Origin of the sequence: Shewanella sp. WXL01 (assembly GCF_012263345.1) — a bacterium.
GTDB lineage: Bacteria > Pseudomonadota > Gammaproteobacteria > Enterobacterales > Shewanellaceae > Shewanella > Shewanella maritima.
On record NZ_JAAIKQ010000001.1, the window covers coordinates 751,947 to 765,533 of the forward strand.

Below are 13,587 nucleotides of genomic sequence, written 5' to 3' on the forward strand. Positions count from 1 at the left end.
TCTTTTTCACGCTCTTGCTGACGATCAAAGTGCTCATAAGCTTCGACAATGCGCGCGACAACTGGGTGACGCACTACATCTTGCGCCGCAAAGAAGTTAAAGCTAATTTCAGGTACCTTGCTTAACACTTCTATGGCGTGGCGCAGGCCAGACTTTTGGCTGCGAGGCAAATCGATTTGGGTGATGTCACCTGTGATCACCGCGCGCGAGTTAAAGCCAATACGGGTGAGGAACATTTTCATTTGTTCAACCGTCGTGTTTTGGCTTTCATCAAGAATAATAAAGGCATCGTTTAGCGTGCGGCCGCGCATATAAGCAAGCGGGGCGACTTCAATCACGTTACGCTCAATCAGTTTTTCTACGCGCTCAAACCCGAGCATCTCAAATAGAGCGTCATAAAGTGGGCGTAGATAAGGGTCGACCTTTTGGCTTAAATCGCCCGGTAAGAAACCCAGTTTTTCACCCGCTTCTACCGCAGGGCGAGTTAACAAGATACGGCGAATTTCTTGACGCTCTAACGCGTCTACAGCAGCGGCAACCGCAAGGTAAGTTTTACCTGTACCGGCAGGGCCAATACCAAAGCTAATATCGTGGCGCGCAATGTTGCTCACATAAGCACTTTGATTTGGGTTACGTGGTTTAATCACGCCGCGCTTGGTTTTGATATGCAGGCTTTTGTCGGTGTCGCTGTGATCAGCTTCAATAGCAATGGCTTCTTGAATGGCTAGGTGCACAGTATCAGGCTCTAAATCAGGAGTTGAGCCTTTCATTGGCTGGGTTTCAACATAAAGCTGTTTTAGCAAATTGTTGGCATTGAGGGCATTTCGCGGCATACCTACAATGGTGAAATGATTGTTTTTATGAATAATTTCAACACCTAAACGACGCTCAAGTTGCTTGATGTTGTCGTCAAATGGACCACAAAGAGAAGACAGGCGGCGGGTATCTGAAGGCTCAAGATACAAATTCATGGTGGTGACTTTATTGGTCAATTATTTCTCCAACGATTTTCAATTAAACAGTACAAGTTAACATTAGTGTATGCCGAGGCAAGGGTAAATAGTTTGCGGCTATTTTTTGCACGAATGTGAGTAAAGACAAAGGCGGCAGAGCCGCCTTTTAATAAGTGTTTCGCTATTTACAATTACTCGTTTGTAAATATATACGCAGCAAAGTTTATGCTGGTTTAAATTGGCTCACACCTAAGTCATCATCTTGCTTATGTTTGGCAAGAATGTCTGATGGGCGCAGGCTTCTACGTAGGTCCATCTCATCTTCACCACGGATAAATTCGCCGCGTAAAGAGTTGGTGTATACGTCGACAATTTCTACATCAACGAAACTACCAATATGCGTGTGTGGCGCTTCAAAGTTCACCACGCGGTTGGTTTCGGTGCGGCCGCGAAGTTCCATTGGATTTTTCACCGATGGACCTTCAACTAAAATGCGCTGCACTGTGCCTAGCATTTGGCGGCTGTAACGCATCGCTTGCTGAGTGACGCGGTCTTGTAAAATAGCTAAGCGCTGTTTTTTCTCTTCTTCAGTCACATCATCTGGCAGATCTGCCGCTGGGGTACCAGGGCGTGCACTGTAGATAAAGCTGAAGCTATGGTCGAAGTTAACTTCTTCAATCAGCTTCATAGTATCAGCAAAATCTTGCTGGGTTTCGCCAGGGAAACCAACAATAAAGTCAGAGCTGATTTGAATGTCAGGACGCGCTTTACGTAGGCGACGGGCAATTGACTTAAACTCAATCGCCATGTGGCCGCGCTTCATTTGCGTGAGAATGCGGTCAGAGCCTGATTGCACTGGTAAGTGCAAGAAGCTAACTAGCTCTGGCGTATCTTCATAAACATCAATGATATCTTGGCTGAATTCGATTGGGTGGCTCGTGGTAAAACGCAGACGGTCAATACCGTCAATGCTCGCAACCAGGCGCAGTAGCTCGGCAAAAGTACAAATATCATCATCGTGAGTCGCACCGCGATACGCATTAACGTTTTGACCAAGTAGGTTGACTTCACGCACACCTTGTTCGGCAAGTTGTGCAATTTCAAGAATGACGTCATCCACTGGGCGGCTAACTTCTTCACCACGTGTGTATGGTACAACGCAGAAAGAGCAGTATTTGCTGCAGCCTTCCATGATAGACACAAACGCAGTTGGGCCTTCGGCGCGAGGCTCAGGCAGGCGATCAAACTTCTCGATTTCTGGGAAGCTAATATCGATAACAGCCTTTTGGCCGTTTTCAACCTGATTAATCATTTCAGGTAAACGGTGCAGCGTTTGCGGACCAAACACTATGTCGACGCACTGCGCGCGCTCTTTAATCGCTTTACCTTCTTGGGATGCCACGCAGCCACCGACGCCAATAATAAGCTCTGGCTTCTTATCTTTTAGGTTCTTCCAACGGCCAAGTTGGTGGAACACTTTTTCCTGTGCTTTTTCGCGAATAGAACAGGTATTAAGTAATAATACATCTGCTTCTGTCGCGTCTTCTGTCAAGGTGTAGCCTTGATAGTCGTCAAGTAAGTCAGCCATCTTAGACGAGTCATACTCGTTCATTTGACAGCCCCAGGTTTTGATATGAAGTTTCTTACTCATCACTGCTCGCCGGTAACCCATAGTAAAAATAGCGCGATATTTTACCCATAGTTAACCCTTGTGGCTAGCTTTTGTGGTGTTTTGTCACGCTTTATTGCGGCGCGACTAATACCCCTATTTCCTGTAATGAATTGCGGTTTTGGGGTAAAGCGTTTGAATCTGCTATCGAAATCGCAAAATTTTTCGCCATTGTTTTACTTTGCTGCCGAGCATCCAACATAATATTGCTGTGCAATTGCTGATGGTGGGCGGCAAGCATTTCCGCGGTGTGTTGATATAAGGCATAATCAAACGCATTACGGTAGATTATGGTCATGGTTTCCATTGTCGGATTAACTAGGGCTTCATCTGTTGCTCTTGCTTGAGCCAGACTTGAAGGGCTGAAACTTGCGGCAAACATGCTTAGCGCAATAATACCGCTGCTAACAACTAACTGAGTTTGACTTTTCATGACTTCCTCTCTTAGCAAATTAAGGTGGAACATGGGTTAGACAGTCGCAGTATAGTGTTTGGTTTATGTAGTTTGTTGTAGCCATTGTAACTAAGTATGGCAGTTATGCCGCTAAGACATATTTGCTCACGTATTGCTCAATAGCAGACATGAATTGTCGCCAATTGACATGTTTCGACACACAATATACCGCGCGAAATCTATCGCACTGGTTAGTGCATTATAAAGCAGTGCCACAACACAAACGGCATGCTTTTAAAAGAATAAGAAAGTCATCAGATAACATAGGTTGTATTAATGCAAGATGGTTCTTCAGCTGAGCAGCTAAATGCTCAACAAGCAACACAATATGATGTGGTCATTGTTGGCGGAGGCATGGTTGGTGCAGCCAGCGCAGTTGGCATTGGGCAGCTCGGCCTTCGAGTTGCAGTTATCGAAGCGCATGAGCCTCAAGCATTTACACCTTCGCAGCCGCTGGATGTTCGGGTTTCAGCGATTAGCGTGGCATCAGCCAATTTGCTCGACCGTTTGGGCGTAATGCACAACCTGCTGGCGCTGCGCCATGTTGCCTATACAGGGCTAGAAACCTGGGAGCTTGATGGTTTTATTACTCAGTTCAGTGCTGAGCAAATCGGCGAGCAAAAACTGGGTTACTTTTTTGAGAACCGCCTTATCCAATTAGCGTTATGGCAGCAAATAGCGACTATGGATAATGTTGATATCCTGTGTCCGCGCAAAGTATCGAGTATTAGCCGCAGCTATGCTCAAGATAATCAAGCGGTAGCCATTGGTGTTGCAAATAAGGATGGCGTAAAGAATGCGCAACTGACCATCACATTAGACAGTGGAGAGCAACTTAGCACCAAGCTGCTTGTAGGGGCTGATGGCGCAAACTCGCAAGTCCGTCAATGGGCGGGCATAGGTATAACGGGTTGGGATTATGCGCAGTCAGCTATGTTGATTAACATTAAGTTGTCGCAAGCCATAGAACCTGTCACCTGGCAGCAATTTACGCCAGAAGGACCAAGAAGCTTATTACCGCTACCAGATAACCATGCATCTTTGGTGTGGTACGACTCACCAACGCGCATCAAACAGTTATCACAATTATCCAACTTGCAGCTAGGTGCACAAATTCGTCAGCACTTCCCAAGTCGCCTACCACAGGACTTTGAGGTAGTTGATAAAGGTAGTTTTCCGCTAACTCGGCGTCATGCGCAGCAATACTATATTGATAATGCCGTGCTAGTAGGGGACGCTGCCCACACCATCAACCCACTTGCTGGTCAAGGCGTGAATATTGGCTTTAAAGATGTCGATGTATTAATTGCACAAATTGCCGATGCCATTGGTAATAATCAGCCCTGGCATAGCAATAACGTGCTTAAACAATACCAGTGCAAACGCTATGCTGATAACCAATTAATGATGAGCGCTATGGATGCGTTTTACGCTGGCTTTAGTAATGACCTATTACCATTGAAGCTGCTACGTAACGGCGCATTAAAGCTTGCCAATATCGATACCCCAATAAAGCGCAAAGTGCTCAAATACGCGATTGGGCTGTAGTCTGATTTCGATCGCCTTGCCTGCATGATTGTTGCACGAACGATTGGGTGTTAAAATGCCGCCCTTTATATCCAGTAGCGAGTTATTTTTGACCTATGGTCAGTCGCTACTTTAATAGAATGTAGAGTGGATGAGTAATATTAAACTGATTGTTGGTTTAGCAAACCCAGGCTCAGAGTATGAGCGCACCAGACACAATGCTGGCGCCTGGTATGTGCAAGAGTTAGCCCGTATATGTAATGTGAGCTTAAAAGCTGACAGCAAATATTTTGGACTCACTGCCAGAGCGACACTTCACGGTAAAGACGTGCGCTTACTTATCCCAACCACATTTATGAACCTAAGCGGCAAGTCAGTTGCCGCATTAGCTAACTTTTTTCGTATCGCGCCTGAAGAAATATTGGTTGCCCATGACGAGTTGGACATGCCTCCTGGTGTGGCTAAATTTAAGCTAGGTGGCGGCCATGGTGGTCACAATGGTCTAAAAGACATTATTGCCAGAATGGGTAACGACAAAGGCTTTTATCGTTTGCGTATCGGCATTGGTCATCCGGGTGATAAAAATAAAGTCAGTGGCTATGTGCTTGGTAAGGCACCGACTAAAGATCAAGAGTTAATGAACGCGGCAGTAGATGAAGCGGTTCGCTCTAGCGAGATTCTATTTAAACAAGACATGACAAAGGCAATGCACAGGTTGCATTCCTTTAAAGCAGAGTAATTAAGTTAGCGTTTAGACGCGCTTAAACAATTCCTGACTCACAAGAGTCAATGACAGTAAAAAGGTATCGATATGGGTTTTAAATGCGGCATTGTTGGTTTACCAAACGTTGGTAAGTCTACCTTGTTCAATGCACTAACACAGGCTGGTATTGAAGCGGCTAACTTTCCGTTTTGTACTATTGAGCCAAATACTGGCGTAGTACCAGTACCAGATCATCGTTTAGATGCACTAGCAGAGATTGTAAACCCAGAGCGCGTAATGCCAACAACCATGGAGTTTGTTGATATCGCGGGTTTGGTCGCTGGCGCATCTAAAGGTGAAGGTCTAGGTAACAAGTTCCTAGCGAACATCCGCGAAACTGATGCTATCGGTCATGTTGTTCGTTGTTTTGAAGATGACAATATTACTCACGTTGCAGACAGTGTTGATCCAGCGCGCGACATTGACGTAATTAATACTGAGCTTGCACTGTCAGATCTTGAGAGCTTAGAGCGCGCGGTTCAGCGTCAGCAAAAGCGTGCGAAAGGCGGTGATAAAGACGCTAAGTTCGAAGTTGAAGTATTAGAAAAGCTACGCCCAACACTAGATGAAGGCGGCATGCTACGCAGTGTTGAACTAACTAAAGAAGAAGCGGCGGCAATTCGTTACTTAAACTTCTTAACGTTAAAGCCAACCATGTACATTGCTAACGTATCTGAAGATGGCTTTGATAATAACCCGCATCTGGATGCAGTTCGCGCGATTGCCGAAACCGAAAATGCAGTTGTTGTGACGGTTTGTGCTGCTATCGAGTCTGAGCTTGCTGAAATGGAAGCAGAAGATCGCGAAGAGTTTATGGCTGATTTAGGTCTTGAAGAGCCGGGTCTTGATCGCGTGATCCGCGCAGGTTACCAATTACTAGACCTACACACCTACTTTACTGCGGGCGTAAAAGAAGTTCGCGCATGGACAGTACGTGTTGGCGCAACAGCTCCGCAAGCGGCTGGAGTGATTCACACAGACTTTGAGCGCGGCTTTATTCGTGCACAAGTGATGTCTTATGACGACTTTATCGAGCATAAAGGTGAAGCGGGCGCGAAAGAAGCAGGTAAGCTTCGCGTAGAAGGTAAAGGCTACATCGTTAAAGATGGCGATGTTATGCACTTCCTATTCAATGTATAAATTGTCCTAGTTGACACTTTTGTATGTTATTTGAGCGTAAACCTTGGTTTGTGCAAAAAAGGGCCGATTTATCTTGGCAATCGGCCTAAGTTAGCGTTTAATAGTCTGTTCGCGGTTAGGGTATTCATAGTAAAAGAGTTATTTTTGCTGCAACAATATGCAGTTTGGTGAAGTTATAGCCGAACAATCAATATTGATAAAAAATGCGAAAAAAAGCTGTTGACCTGAATACCCTGAATAAGCATAATACGCCCCGTCCTCACGACGAGGGCAGCAGAAAACGAAGTGGCAATGTAGCTCAGCTGGTTAGAGCACAGCACTCATAATGCTGGGGTCGCAGGTTCAAGTCCCGCCATTGCTACCATCTTCTCAAGATGTAAAATTCGAGGTTGGCTGGTTAGTTAAAGTCCTGCTTTAGAAATAAGACCGGCACCTGCTCAAGGTAAAATGAGAATCTGTTTCTTACAGAGACAGTGCGGGAGTGGTGGAATTGGTAGACACGCCAGATTTAGGTTCTGGTGCCGCAAGGTGTGAGAGTTCAAGTCTCTCCTCCCGTACCATCTAACTCAATTTTCTTCAAAATTTAGATTTATATCTAAGATTGGGGTATCGCCAAGCGGTAAGGCACCGGGTTTTGATCTCGGCATTCCCAGGTTCGAATCCTGGTACCCCAGCCATCTATTTATAATCGCAAGATTATTGGGATATCGCCAAGCGGTAAGGCACCGGGTTTTGATCTCGGCATTCCCAGGTTCGAATCCTGGTATCCCAGCCATATTTGGCAATGTAGCTCAGCTGGTTAGAGCACAGCACTCATAATGCTGGGGTCGCAGGTTCAAGTCCCGCCATTGCTACCATATTTACTGGGTAGAAGGGATTTGTTCTCACTACTGAGTAGATAGCTAACGTACACCTCCCAAGGTATGTTGGCGAAGAAAATTAGATGCGGGAGTGGTGGAATTGGTAGACACGCCAGATTTAGGTTCTGGTGCCGCAAGGTGTGAGAGTTCAAGTCTCTCCTCCCGTACCATCTAACTCAATTTTCTTCAAAATTTAGATTTATATCTAAGATTGGGGTATCGCCAAGCGGTAAGGCACCGGGTTTTGATCTCGGCATTCCCAGGTTCGAATCCTGGTACCCCAGCCATTACTTAGAGTGTTTGGCACATGGTTTAGTAGGATGCTAAATCATTGATAGTCGCCCTGACTGTCAGAAATATTTGATGCGGGAGTGGTGGAATTGGTAGACACGCCAGATTTAGGTTCTGGTGCCGCAAGGTGTGAGAGTTCAAGTCTCTCCTCCCGTACCATCAAATAGTTTTCCTTTCTAGTTATTCTTTTGATTCTCTCTTGTAAAAACTCACTAAAATCTACCTCTCTGTGCTTATATTTCTTCACTATTCTGTCTAGCTTTTACCCAACTTTTACCTAGCTTAGCGGTTCAAATAAAATGGTCGCTTAAATAAATTAGTGGCTTAAGTAAATCTAGCTTGGCTAAAGCACTATTGAAGTTAATATAAAACCATTCGGCTTATCTCATCGTTTAGCTTTGAGCATATGCAAACACGTAACAATAAAATTTTGTTTTGTACCAAAGGCTTATAATGAAGCAGCATTATTAAGGTTAATTAGTAATTGTAAACTGCTTCGATGAGTATCGCGGTTATCGTGCAAAGTCTATAGAAATATGCCCAAGTCAGCTTTTATTTAAGAAAATCTGCTTACTTACCTAGTTTACCGTTAAATCGCTTGATTGAATTCGATTTCAAAAAGCGCAACTTTTCATATGTTTATGTATAAAATTTGTCCATAAATTCATTCTGATGTAACATTGTTGCAAATTATTACAAATAGAATGTCGAGCAATAATAAATGTCCATTTTGACAGACGAGGAGCTTGCCTGCTTCGGTGAGTTATTTACCCCTCAATCTGCCACTTCACTTGAACCACACCAAGCCGAGAAAACTCAGGCTTATGATGAACATTACTTGAGTGTTTCAACAGAGATCCCTCAAGTGCTGACTAAGATCTTAGGTCAAGCGCAGCTGACATTGTTGGCAGAGATAAGCCATTACCGGTTATGGTTCCCTTTAGTACTAAAACGTGATGAGCTAGGGCAGTTCGTGCCTGTGCTAGGTGTGCCTGAAGTGCTTGATGCACGTGGCAGCGAACGCTCATGGCGGGTGAATAATCTAAAGGGCGTAAAAGTGATGACTCGCTGTTGTGAGGCACAAGCTCAGGTACTGTCATTGTCAAGTTCTGGATTAACGATTCGCTTGCCTGAAAATTGCTGTGCAGATGACTTTTATCAAGCAAATTTGCTGCTTCCAGGCTCTCAGCCTATCAGTGTCGACTTTGAGCCGGTAAGAACCGAAAACGATATCATGGCTGCGAGGATAAATGCTCACGGCCACGCGCGCCAGGCAATACGTGAGTTTCTATTTAGCGAGCATAAAGCACAGTTCTCACACCTTTACGCAAGCTAGGAAGTACAAGCTAGGAAGTACAGCTAGTAAGTATTAGTTAGCGTGTGTTGATGCTTTCACTTTTATTGTTTCGAAAAGTCTTTATCTAGCAGTTGCCCCAAGGCGGCAATATAGTTTTTATCACTTGTGGCATGCAGCAATTGGCATAATTCATCGCCAACAGGGGTAAACCGGTAATAGGTAAGCAATAAATGTTTGTTCCTTGGTGTACGCTTTATTACCTCTACACCGAAGCTAAGGCTAATCGGCGAGGCGCTATCGAGTACCCCAGTTTCAAATTCACTCTTGTGTAAAATCCCCGCATCAACCAGGGTTAAGATACTTGAATACGGCAAGCCAAACTGCGACAGGTTTAAGCCTGTATTGCTTGACTGGCGAAAATAGTGTTTTAACCCGCCTGTTAATCTGTAGCCCGTCATTAGCTTAAAACGGCTTTCATTATTAAATCTTGAAGCAATGGCTAATGCTTTTTCAAACATTTGCGCTTCACGCTGGGTGAGTTGGGTTAACACTGCTAAGGTACGTAAGCTGAATTGACCGGGATTAACGATTTCACTTGATAAAATTCTTGCCCATAAGTCCTGCATTTTGCGGTTATGGATTTGCTCGGCCATCTTGAAGAACTGATAACGCCAGTCAGGGTCTAGCTCCACTCCGGTCACATCGGATGGAGTGTAGTTCAGTGCCAGTGCAAAAATAGTTTCAAGGTTTTGTTGATGTTGATTAAGCTGTTTTTGCACGCGAAACTGCGCACGCTCGGTGATGGATGCCGTTGACGGGCGATAGTCAGCCTCACTGGCCAAGCCTAAAATGCGCCCGAGTTGCAGTGCTTTTTGTCTGGCTGATGCTTGAGATGAGTCGCTGTTTTTGGTGCTAGGCGTAGCTGCAGCAGGCTCTGAAGTAACAGGCTTTTCCGTTTTTACCGCAGCCTTGCTTGGCTCTTGTGTCTCAACCATAAGCGATTTGTTGTTGTCGAGCGTGTCTGCCATGAGTGTTCCTTTGCGTTATCAGCTATGAGCTATAAAGCGATCAACCACAGATCTTTCTTACTTTAGCTACTACGACTCAATCGTTGTTTTTGGCCAATTGGTTTCATTGCCAACTGTAGGTTGCTCAGGCACGTTTAGTGCAAGCAGTAGTGAGCAAATCGCAAATACAGTACCAATTAAAAATACTGCAGTCGGTGAGCTTAGCCATAACAGACCGAGCAATGCCGGAATAACCACGGCGGCAATGTGATTAATGGTGAAGCTTACTGACATAGTTGAAGCGATGTCTTGCTGATCAGCAATTTTCTGAAAATAAGTTTTCATTGCAATTGCCATGGCGAAAAGTAAGTGATCAATGACGTACAGGGCTGCGGCGAACTGCGCGTTTTCCACAAATGCGTAGCTAGTGAATACTAGAGCCAGACCCACGTACTCTACCGAGAGTGCTTTACGCTCACCGATACGTCCAATAAATCGGCCTATTGCTGGTGCAAAGGCAAGGTTAATCACATAGTTGATAAGAAACAGAGCGGTGATTTCACTTACCGTATAACCGAATTTTTCCACCATCATAAAGCCAGCGAATACCACAAAGATTTGCCTTCTTGCGCCAGAGAAGAAAGTAAGTAGGTAGTAAAGCCAGTAGCGTTTTCTCAAGATAAGCTTTTTGGTTTGTGGTGCAGCTTGGCGAAAGTTAGGAAACAAAACAACCATCGACAGCACCATGATAGCGCCAAGGCCGCCGATAATGGCGTACATCCACACATAATCAAGTTTGAGCCAGGTCATGATTAACCAAATGCTGCCATAGCCAGTTAACGCCGCTGCTGAGCGCCAGGCAAGGGCTTTACCCATAAAGGCTGCGGTATCTTTTTTATCTAGCCATTGCAGAGTGAGAGATTGGTTAATGGTTTCATAGTAATGGAACCCAATCGACATGATCACTGTGGTGATATAAAGCCCAATCACACTTGGGAAGAAGCCAGTTATCGCTACGCCCACGCATAAGATTGCCAGTGAGAGTAGGGCAAAGGCTTGCTCTTTTATAAACAAGAGTACAAACACGGCGGTGAATGCTAAAAAACCCGGCACTTCACGCAGGCTTTGTAACATACCGATCTCTGCACCGGTGAATGCAGCTCTTTCAATCACAAAGTTATTTAGCAGTGCTTGCCAAACAGCAAATACCATCGACATGACGAACGTCATCCCAAGTAATAAATGTTGTGGTTTGGCGGTAAGTTGAGCCAGCGCATTGGCATTTTCGGCGCTATCGGTATGTTGTGACATGACGAGCCTAAATAGTTAAGTTGCTGTAGATATACTGACATAGTTTGGCCGGTTGGGCGATATATAGGGAAGTTCCTCCTACCGTTTAGCCCTTCATAACGGAGGACTTGCTCGGTGACTATCAGGCCGTGATCTGTTTCAAGTACTCAATTAACAGAGTAAGCTATCATGTTTAAAGTCATTTATTTCATTGGCATGGGAACAAGATGAGCCAAATTTTACTTATTCACTCTAGTGTGCACGGCCAAACCGTTAAAATTTGCAAATACATGCAGCAAAAAGCGCAGGAGCAAGGTGTGAACATCACTTTGGCTAGCCTTGCCGACAATCCATCTATTGAGGGCTTTGACAAGGTATTTATTGGCGCCAGTATTCGTCATGGCAAGCATCGCCCAGCTCTATATCAGTTTATTGAAGCAAATAAAGCTAAGCTTGAGCAAATCCCTAGTGGCTTTTTCTCTGTGAGTTTAGTCGCTCGCAAGCCAGGTAAAAACACGCCGGAAACCAATATGTATATGCAGGCGTTTTTAAAGCAAAGCGTGTGGCAGCCAAAGCATCTGCAAGTGTTTGGTGGCAACCTTGATTACCAGTTTTACGGCCCTGTCGATCGCAATATTATCCGCTTTATTATGTGGATCACTAAAGGTCCTACTGACCCACATACCAAGGTTGAATATACAGATTGGAATAAAGTAGACGCATTCGTTGATACCATGATTAATGCTTAAGAGGTGTAGATGAAGTTACCTCGATTCTTCAGTGTGATTGGCGCCAAGCTACATATTATTATGATATCCACGTGCGCTATTTTATTGCCGACAAGTGGCTGGTTGTTAATAGGTAAACAGTTAAGAGTTAACGCCAGTATTTGGGACTATGTTCATGTTTATCTTGGTACTATTACCGCAATACTTGGACTTTGTTTTGTGCTCAAGTGCTGCATAAAAGGTGGTTGGCGCCAGTTTTTCCCATGGCTAGTGTTAGATTTATCGCAATTTCTTGCCGACGTTAAAGGTTTATTCAAAGCACAGTTACCTAGCTCAGGCGGTAAAGGGCTATTGAGTATTATAGAGGGGATTGGGCTGCTGTTGTTGGCTGGAGTGTGTATTAGTGGCTTAATGTGGGTGTTGACTCAGGGGGATATGGAGGCGTTAACTTGGCGCAAGTATCACGTTACATTGGCTGAGTACTTTGTCACCTTTGTTGCTGTGCATATGGTACTAGCTTTGGTACACGTGATTGAGATGATAAAAAACTCTTAGCAGGTTGCTTCAGAGGTTTGCCTGCTGAATTGAAGCCTTGAATAAAGCTTGAGATAACAAAAAAGGCGCTGGTAGCGCCTTTTTTATTTTCACTTTGATATTGCCAGCGTAAGCTATTTCATTAGAGCTAAACTATTTCTTCAAAGCTAAGTAGTTCATTAAATCGATAATCTGCTCAAGGCTGCGCATCTCATTCATGTTAATCAAGTATTTGTCGTTAACAACGAAGCTAGGCACGCTGCGAACGTTATACATCACTTGCTCTTGACGCCATTGTGATAGCGCTTTATCTGTTGCAGCATCGTCAGCCATTTTGTCATATGCCGCTGAATCAATTCCAAACTCAGCAAATACCTTTTTGATATCATCACGTGAGTTGATCTCGCTTTCATGTTTATGGCCGTGAGCACCGTGATCATGACCATCACTAGCATCGCCTTGAATTGCAGTAAACATTTTTAATGCTAGGTCATGTTTGTGCTCAGTTTGATTCATTACCACGAGTGAGCGCATGACTTCAGTGCCTAGATCGCTATTCATAAAATCAACATGCTTGTTTTCAAAAGCGATTTTTTTGTCGATGTGCTGCTTAATAAATGGCAGGTATTTGGTTTCCATGTTGTAGCAGCTGTGGCAGTAAAACGAGAAGTACTCGGTCACTTTTGGCTCACTAGGGGCAACGCGGTTAGAAACTTGTGTGTAGTGTTTTCCTTCAACAAATTGAGCTGCAAAGCTAGACAGTGGAGCGACAGCAAGAGTTAATGCTAATGCGATATGTTTGATCATAGTGGCCTCAAATGGGACTTGTACATAATGAAACAAGTGTATTGTTGTTGCATGAATTATCGCTGAATTCGCGGGAAATAATAGAGCGGATATGTGATCTTTAGCCGCTTTAGCTAATTTAGTCGTGACCGATGTCAAAGATCCTTGCTAATTAAACTCACCGCTAACGTACGGCTGGTGCTGAATTGAGTACGGTTAAATTGCCCGCTAGCGTACGGCTGGTGCTGCATTAAGTATGGTTAAATAGACCATTTCGCCAAGCGGGTA

At 44.5% G+C, this 13,587-nt stretch carries 11 protein-coding genes, 8 tRNA genes and 1 pseudogene; 14 read left to right on the plus strand and 6 right to left on the minus strand.

Going from position 1 to position 13,587, the window contains the following annotated elements:
• Positions 1-11 precede the first annotated feature (11 nt).
• The 3 genes and pseudogenes from G3R49_RS03170 to G3R49_RS03180 all read right to left on the minus strand — a co-directional run.
• Positions 12-992 (minus strand): annotated as a pseudogene (locus tag G3R49_RS03170) (PhoH family protein); the annotation flags it as partial.
• A gap of 184 nt (positions 993-1,176) precedes the next feature.
• Positions 1,177-2,604: a tRNA (N6-isopentenyl adenosine(37)-C2)-methylthiotransferase MiaB gene (gene miaB, locus G3R49_RS03175; protein WP_130598329.1), complete on the minus strand. Its 1,428-nt coding sequence runs from the start codon at positions 2,602-2,604 to the stop codon at positions 1,177-1,179.
• A gap of 91 nt (positions 2,605-2,695) precedes the next feature.
• Positions 2,696-3,055 carry a hypothetical protein gene (locus G3R49_RS03180; protein WP_167868619.1) on the minus strand — a complete coding sequence of 120 codons (360 nt, stop codon included), beginning with the start codon at positions 3,053-3,055 and terminating at the stop codon, positions 2,696-2,698.
• Positions 3,056-3,352: 297 nt separating this feature from the next.
• On the opposite strand from G3R49_RS03180, the gene G3R49_RS03185 reads away from it, so the two are divergent.
• From G3R49_RS03185 to G3R49_RS03240, 12 genes are all read left to right on the plus strand, one after another.
• Complete coding sequence (locus G3R49_RS03185) at positions 3,353-4,624, plus strand: FAD-dependent monooxygenase (RefSeq protein ID WP_167868620.1); 1,272 nt, start codon at positions 3,353-3,355, stop codon at positions 4,622-4,624.
• Between the two features lie 130 nt (positions 4,625-4,754).
• Positions 4,755-5,342, plus strand: a complete 588-nt coding sequence (gene pth, locus G3R49_RS03190) for an aminoacyl-tRNA hydrolase (protein WP_130598323.1) — start codon at positions 4,755-4,757, stop codon at positions 5,340-5,342.
• Between the two features lie 72 nt (positions 5,343-5,414).
• Complete coding sequence (ychF, locus tag G3R49_RS03195) at positions 5,415-6,506, plus strand: redox-regulated ATPase YchF (RefSeq protein ID WP_130598321.1); 1,092 nt, start codon at positions 5,415-5,417, stop codon at positions 6,504-6,506.
• A gap of 287 nt (positions 6,507-6,793) precedes the next feature.
• Positions 6,794-6,870 (plus strand) — tRNA-Met (locus tag G3R49_RS03200).
• A gap of 111 nt (positions 6,871-6,981) precedes the next feature.
• Positions 6,982-7,066, plus strand: a tRNA-Leu gene (locus G3R49_RS03205).
• Between the two features lie 42 nt (positions 7,067-7,108).
• Positions 7,109-7,183, plus strand: a tRNA-Gln gene (locus tag G3R49_RS03210).
• 23 nt (positions 7,184-7,206) lie between these two features.
• Positions 7,207-7,281, plus strand: a tRNA-Gln gene (locus G3R49_RS03215).
• 5 nt (positions 7,282-7,286) lie between these two features.
• A tRNA-Met gene (locus tag G3R49_RS03220) sits at positions 7,287-7,363 on the plus strand.
• A gap of 88 nt (positions 7,364-7,451) precedes the next feature.
• Positions 7,452-7,536: transfer RNA gene (locus tag G3R49_RS03225), tRNA-Leu, on the plus strand.
• A 42-nt stretch (positions 7,537-7,578) separates the two neighbouring features.
• Positions 7,579-7,653: transfer RNA gene (locus G3R49_RS03230), tRNA-Gln, on the plus strand.
• A 78-nt stretch (positions 7,654-7,731) separates the two neighbouring features.
• A tRNA-Leu gene (locus G3R49_RS03235) sits at positions 7,732-7,816 on the plus strand.
• A 562-nt stretch (positions 7,817-8,378) separates the two neighbouring features.
• Complete coding sequence (locus tag G3R49_RS03240) at positions 8,379-8,993, plus strand: hypothetical protein (RefSeq protein WP_130598319.1); 615 nt, start codon at positions 8,379-8,381, stop codon at positions 8,991-8,993.
• 62 nt (positions 8,994-9,055) lie between these two features.
• Here G3R49_RS03240 and G3R49_RS03245 read toward each other — a convergent pair whose 3' ends face one another.
• Together G3R49_RS03245 and G3R49_RS03250 are read right to left on the minus strand one after the other, a co-directional pair.
• Positions 9,056-9,982, minus strand: a complete 927-nt coding sequence (locus G3R49_RS03245; RefSeq protein WP_245335227.1) for a TIGR03899 family protein — start codon at positions 9,980-9,982, stop codon at positions 9,056-9,058.
• A gap of 69 nt (positions 9,983-10,051) precedes the next feature.
• Positions 10,052-11,272 (minus strand): MFS transporter, encoded by a 1,221-nt coding sequence (locus G3R49_RS03250; protein ID WP_167868621.1) that lies wholly within the window; start codon positions 11,270-11,272, stop codon positions 10,052-10,054.
• A 206-nt stretch (positions 11,273-11,478) separates the two neighbouring features.
• Between G3R49_RS03250 and hemG the strand changes: the two genes are divergently transcribed.
• Both hemG and G3R49_RS03260 read left to right on the plus strand, forming a co-directional pair.
• The gene (hemG, locus tag G3R49_RS03255; protein WP_167868622.1) at positions 11,479-12,000 is read left to right on the plus strand and encodes a menaquinone-dependent protoporphyrinogen IX dehydrogenase; all 522 of its coding nucleotides are present in this window, start codon (positions 11,479-11,481) and stop codon (positions 11,998-12,000) included.
• A 9-nt stretch (positions 12,001-12,009) separates the two neighbouring features.
• Positions 12,010-12,534 carry a cytochrome b/b6 domain-containing protein gene (locus G3R49_RS03260; RefSeq protein WP_167868623.1) on the plus strand — a complete coding sequence of 175 codons (525 nt, stop codon included), beginning with the start codon at positions 12,010-12,012 and terminating at the stop codon, positions 12,532-12,534.
• A gap of 132 nt (positions 12,535-12,666) precedes the next feature.
• Here the strand turns inward: G3R49_RS03260 and G3R49_RS03265 are convergent, their stop codons facing one another.
• Positions 12,667-13,320 (minus strand): thiol:disulfide interchange protein DsbA/DsbL, encoded by a 654-nt coding sequence (locus G3R49_RS03265; protein WP_130598311.1) that lies wholly within the window; start codon positions 13,318-13,320, stop codon positions 12,667-12,669.
• Positions 13,321-13,587 lie beyond the last annotated feature (267 nt).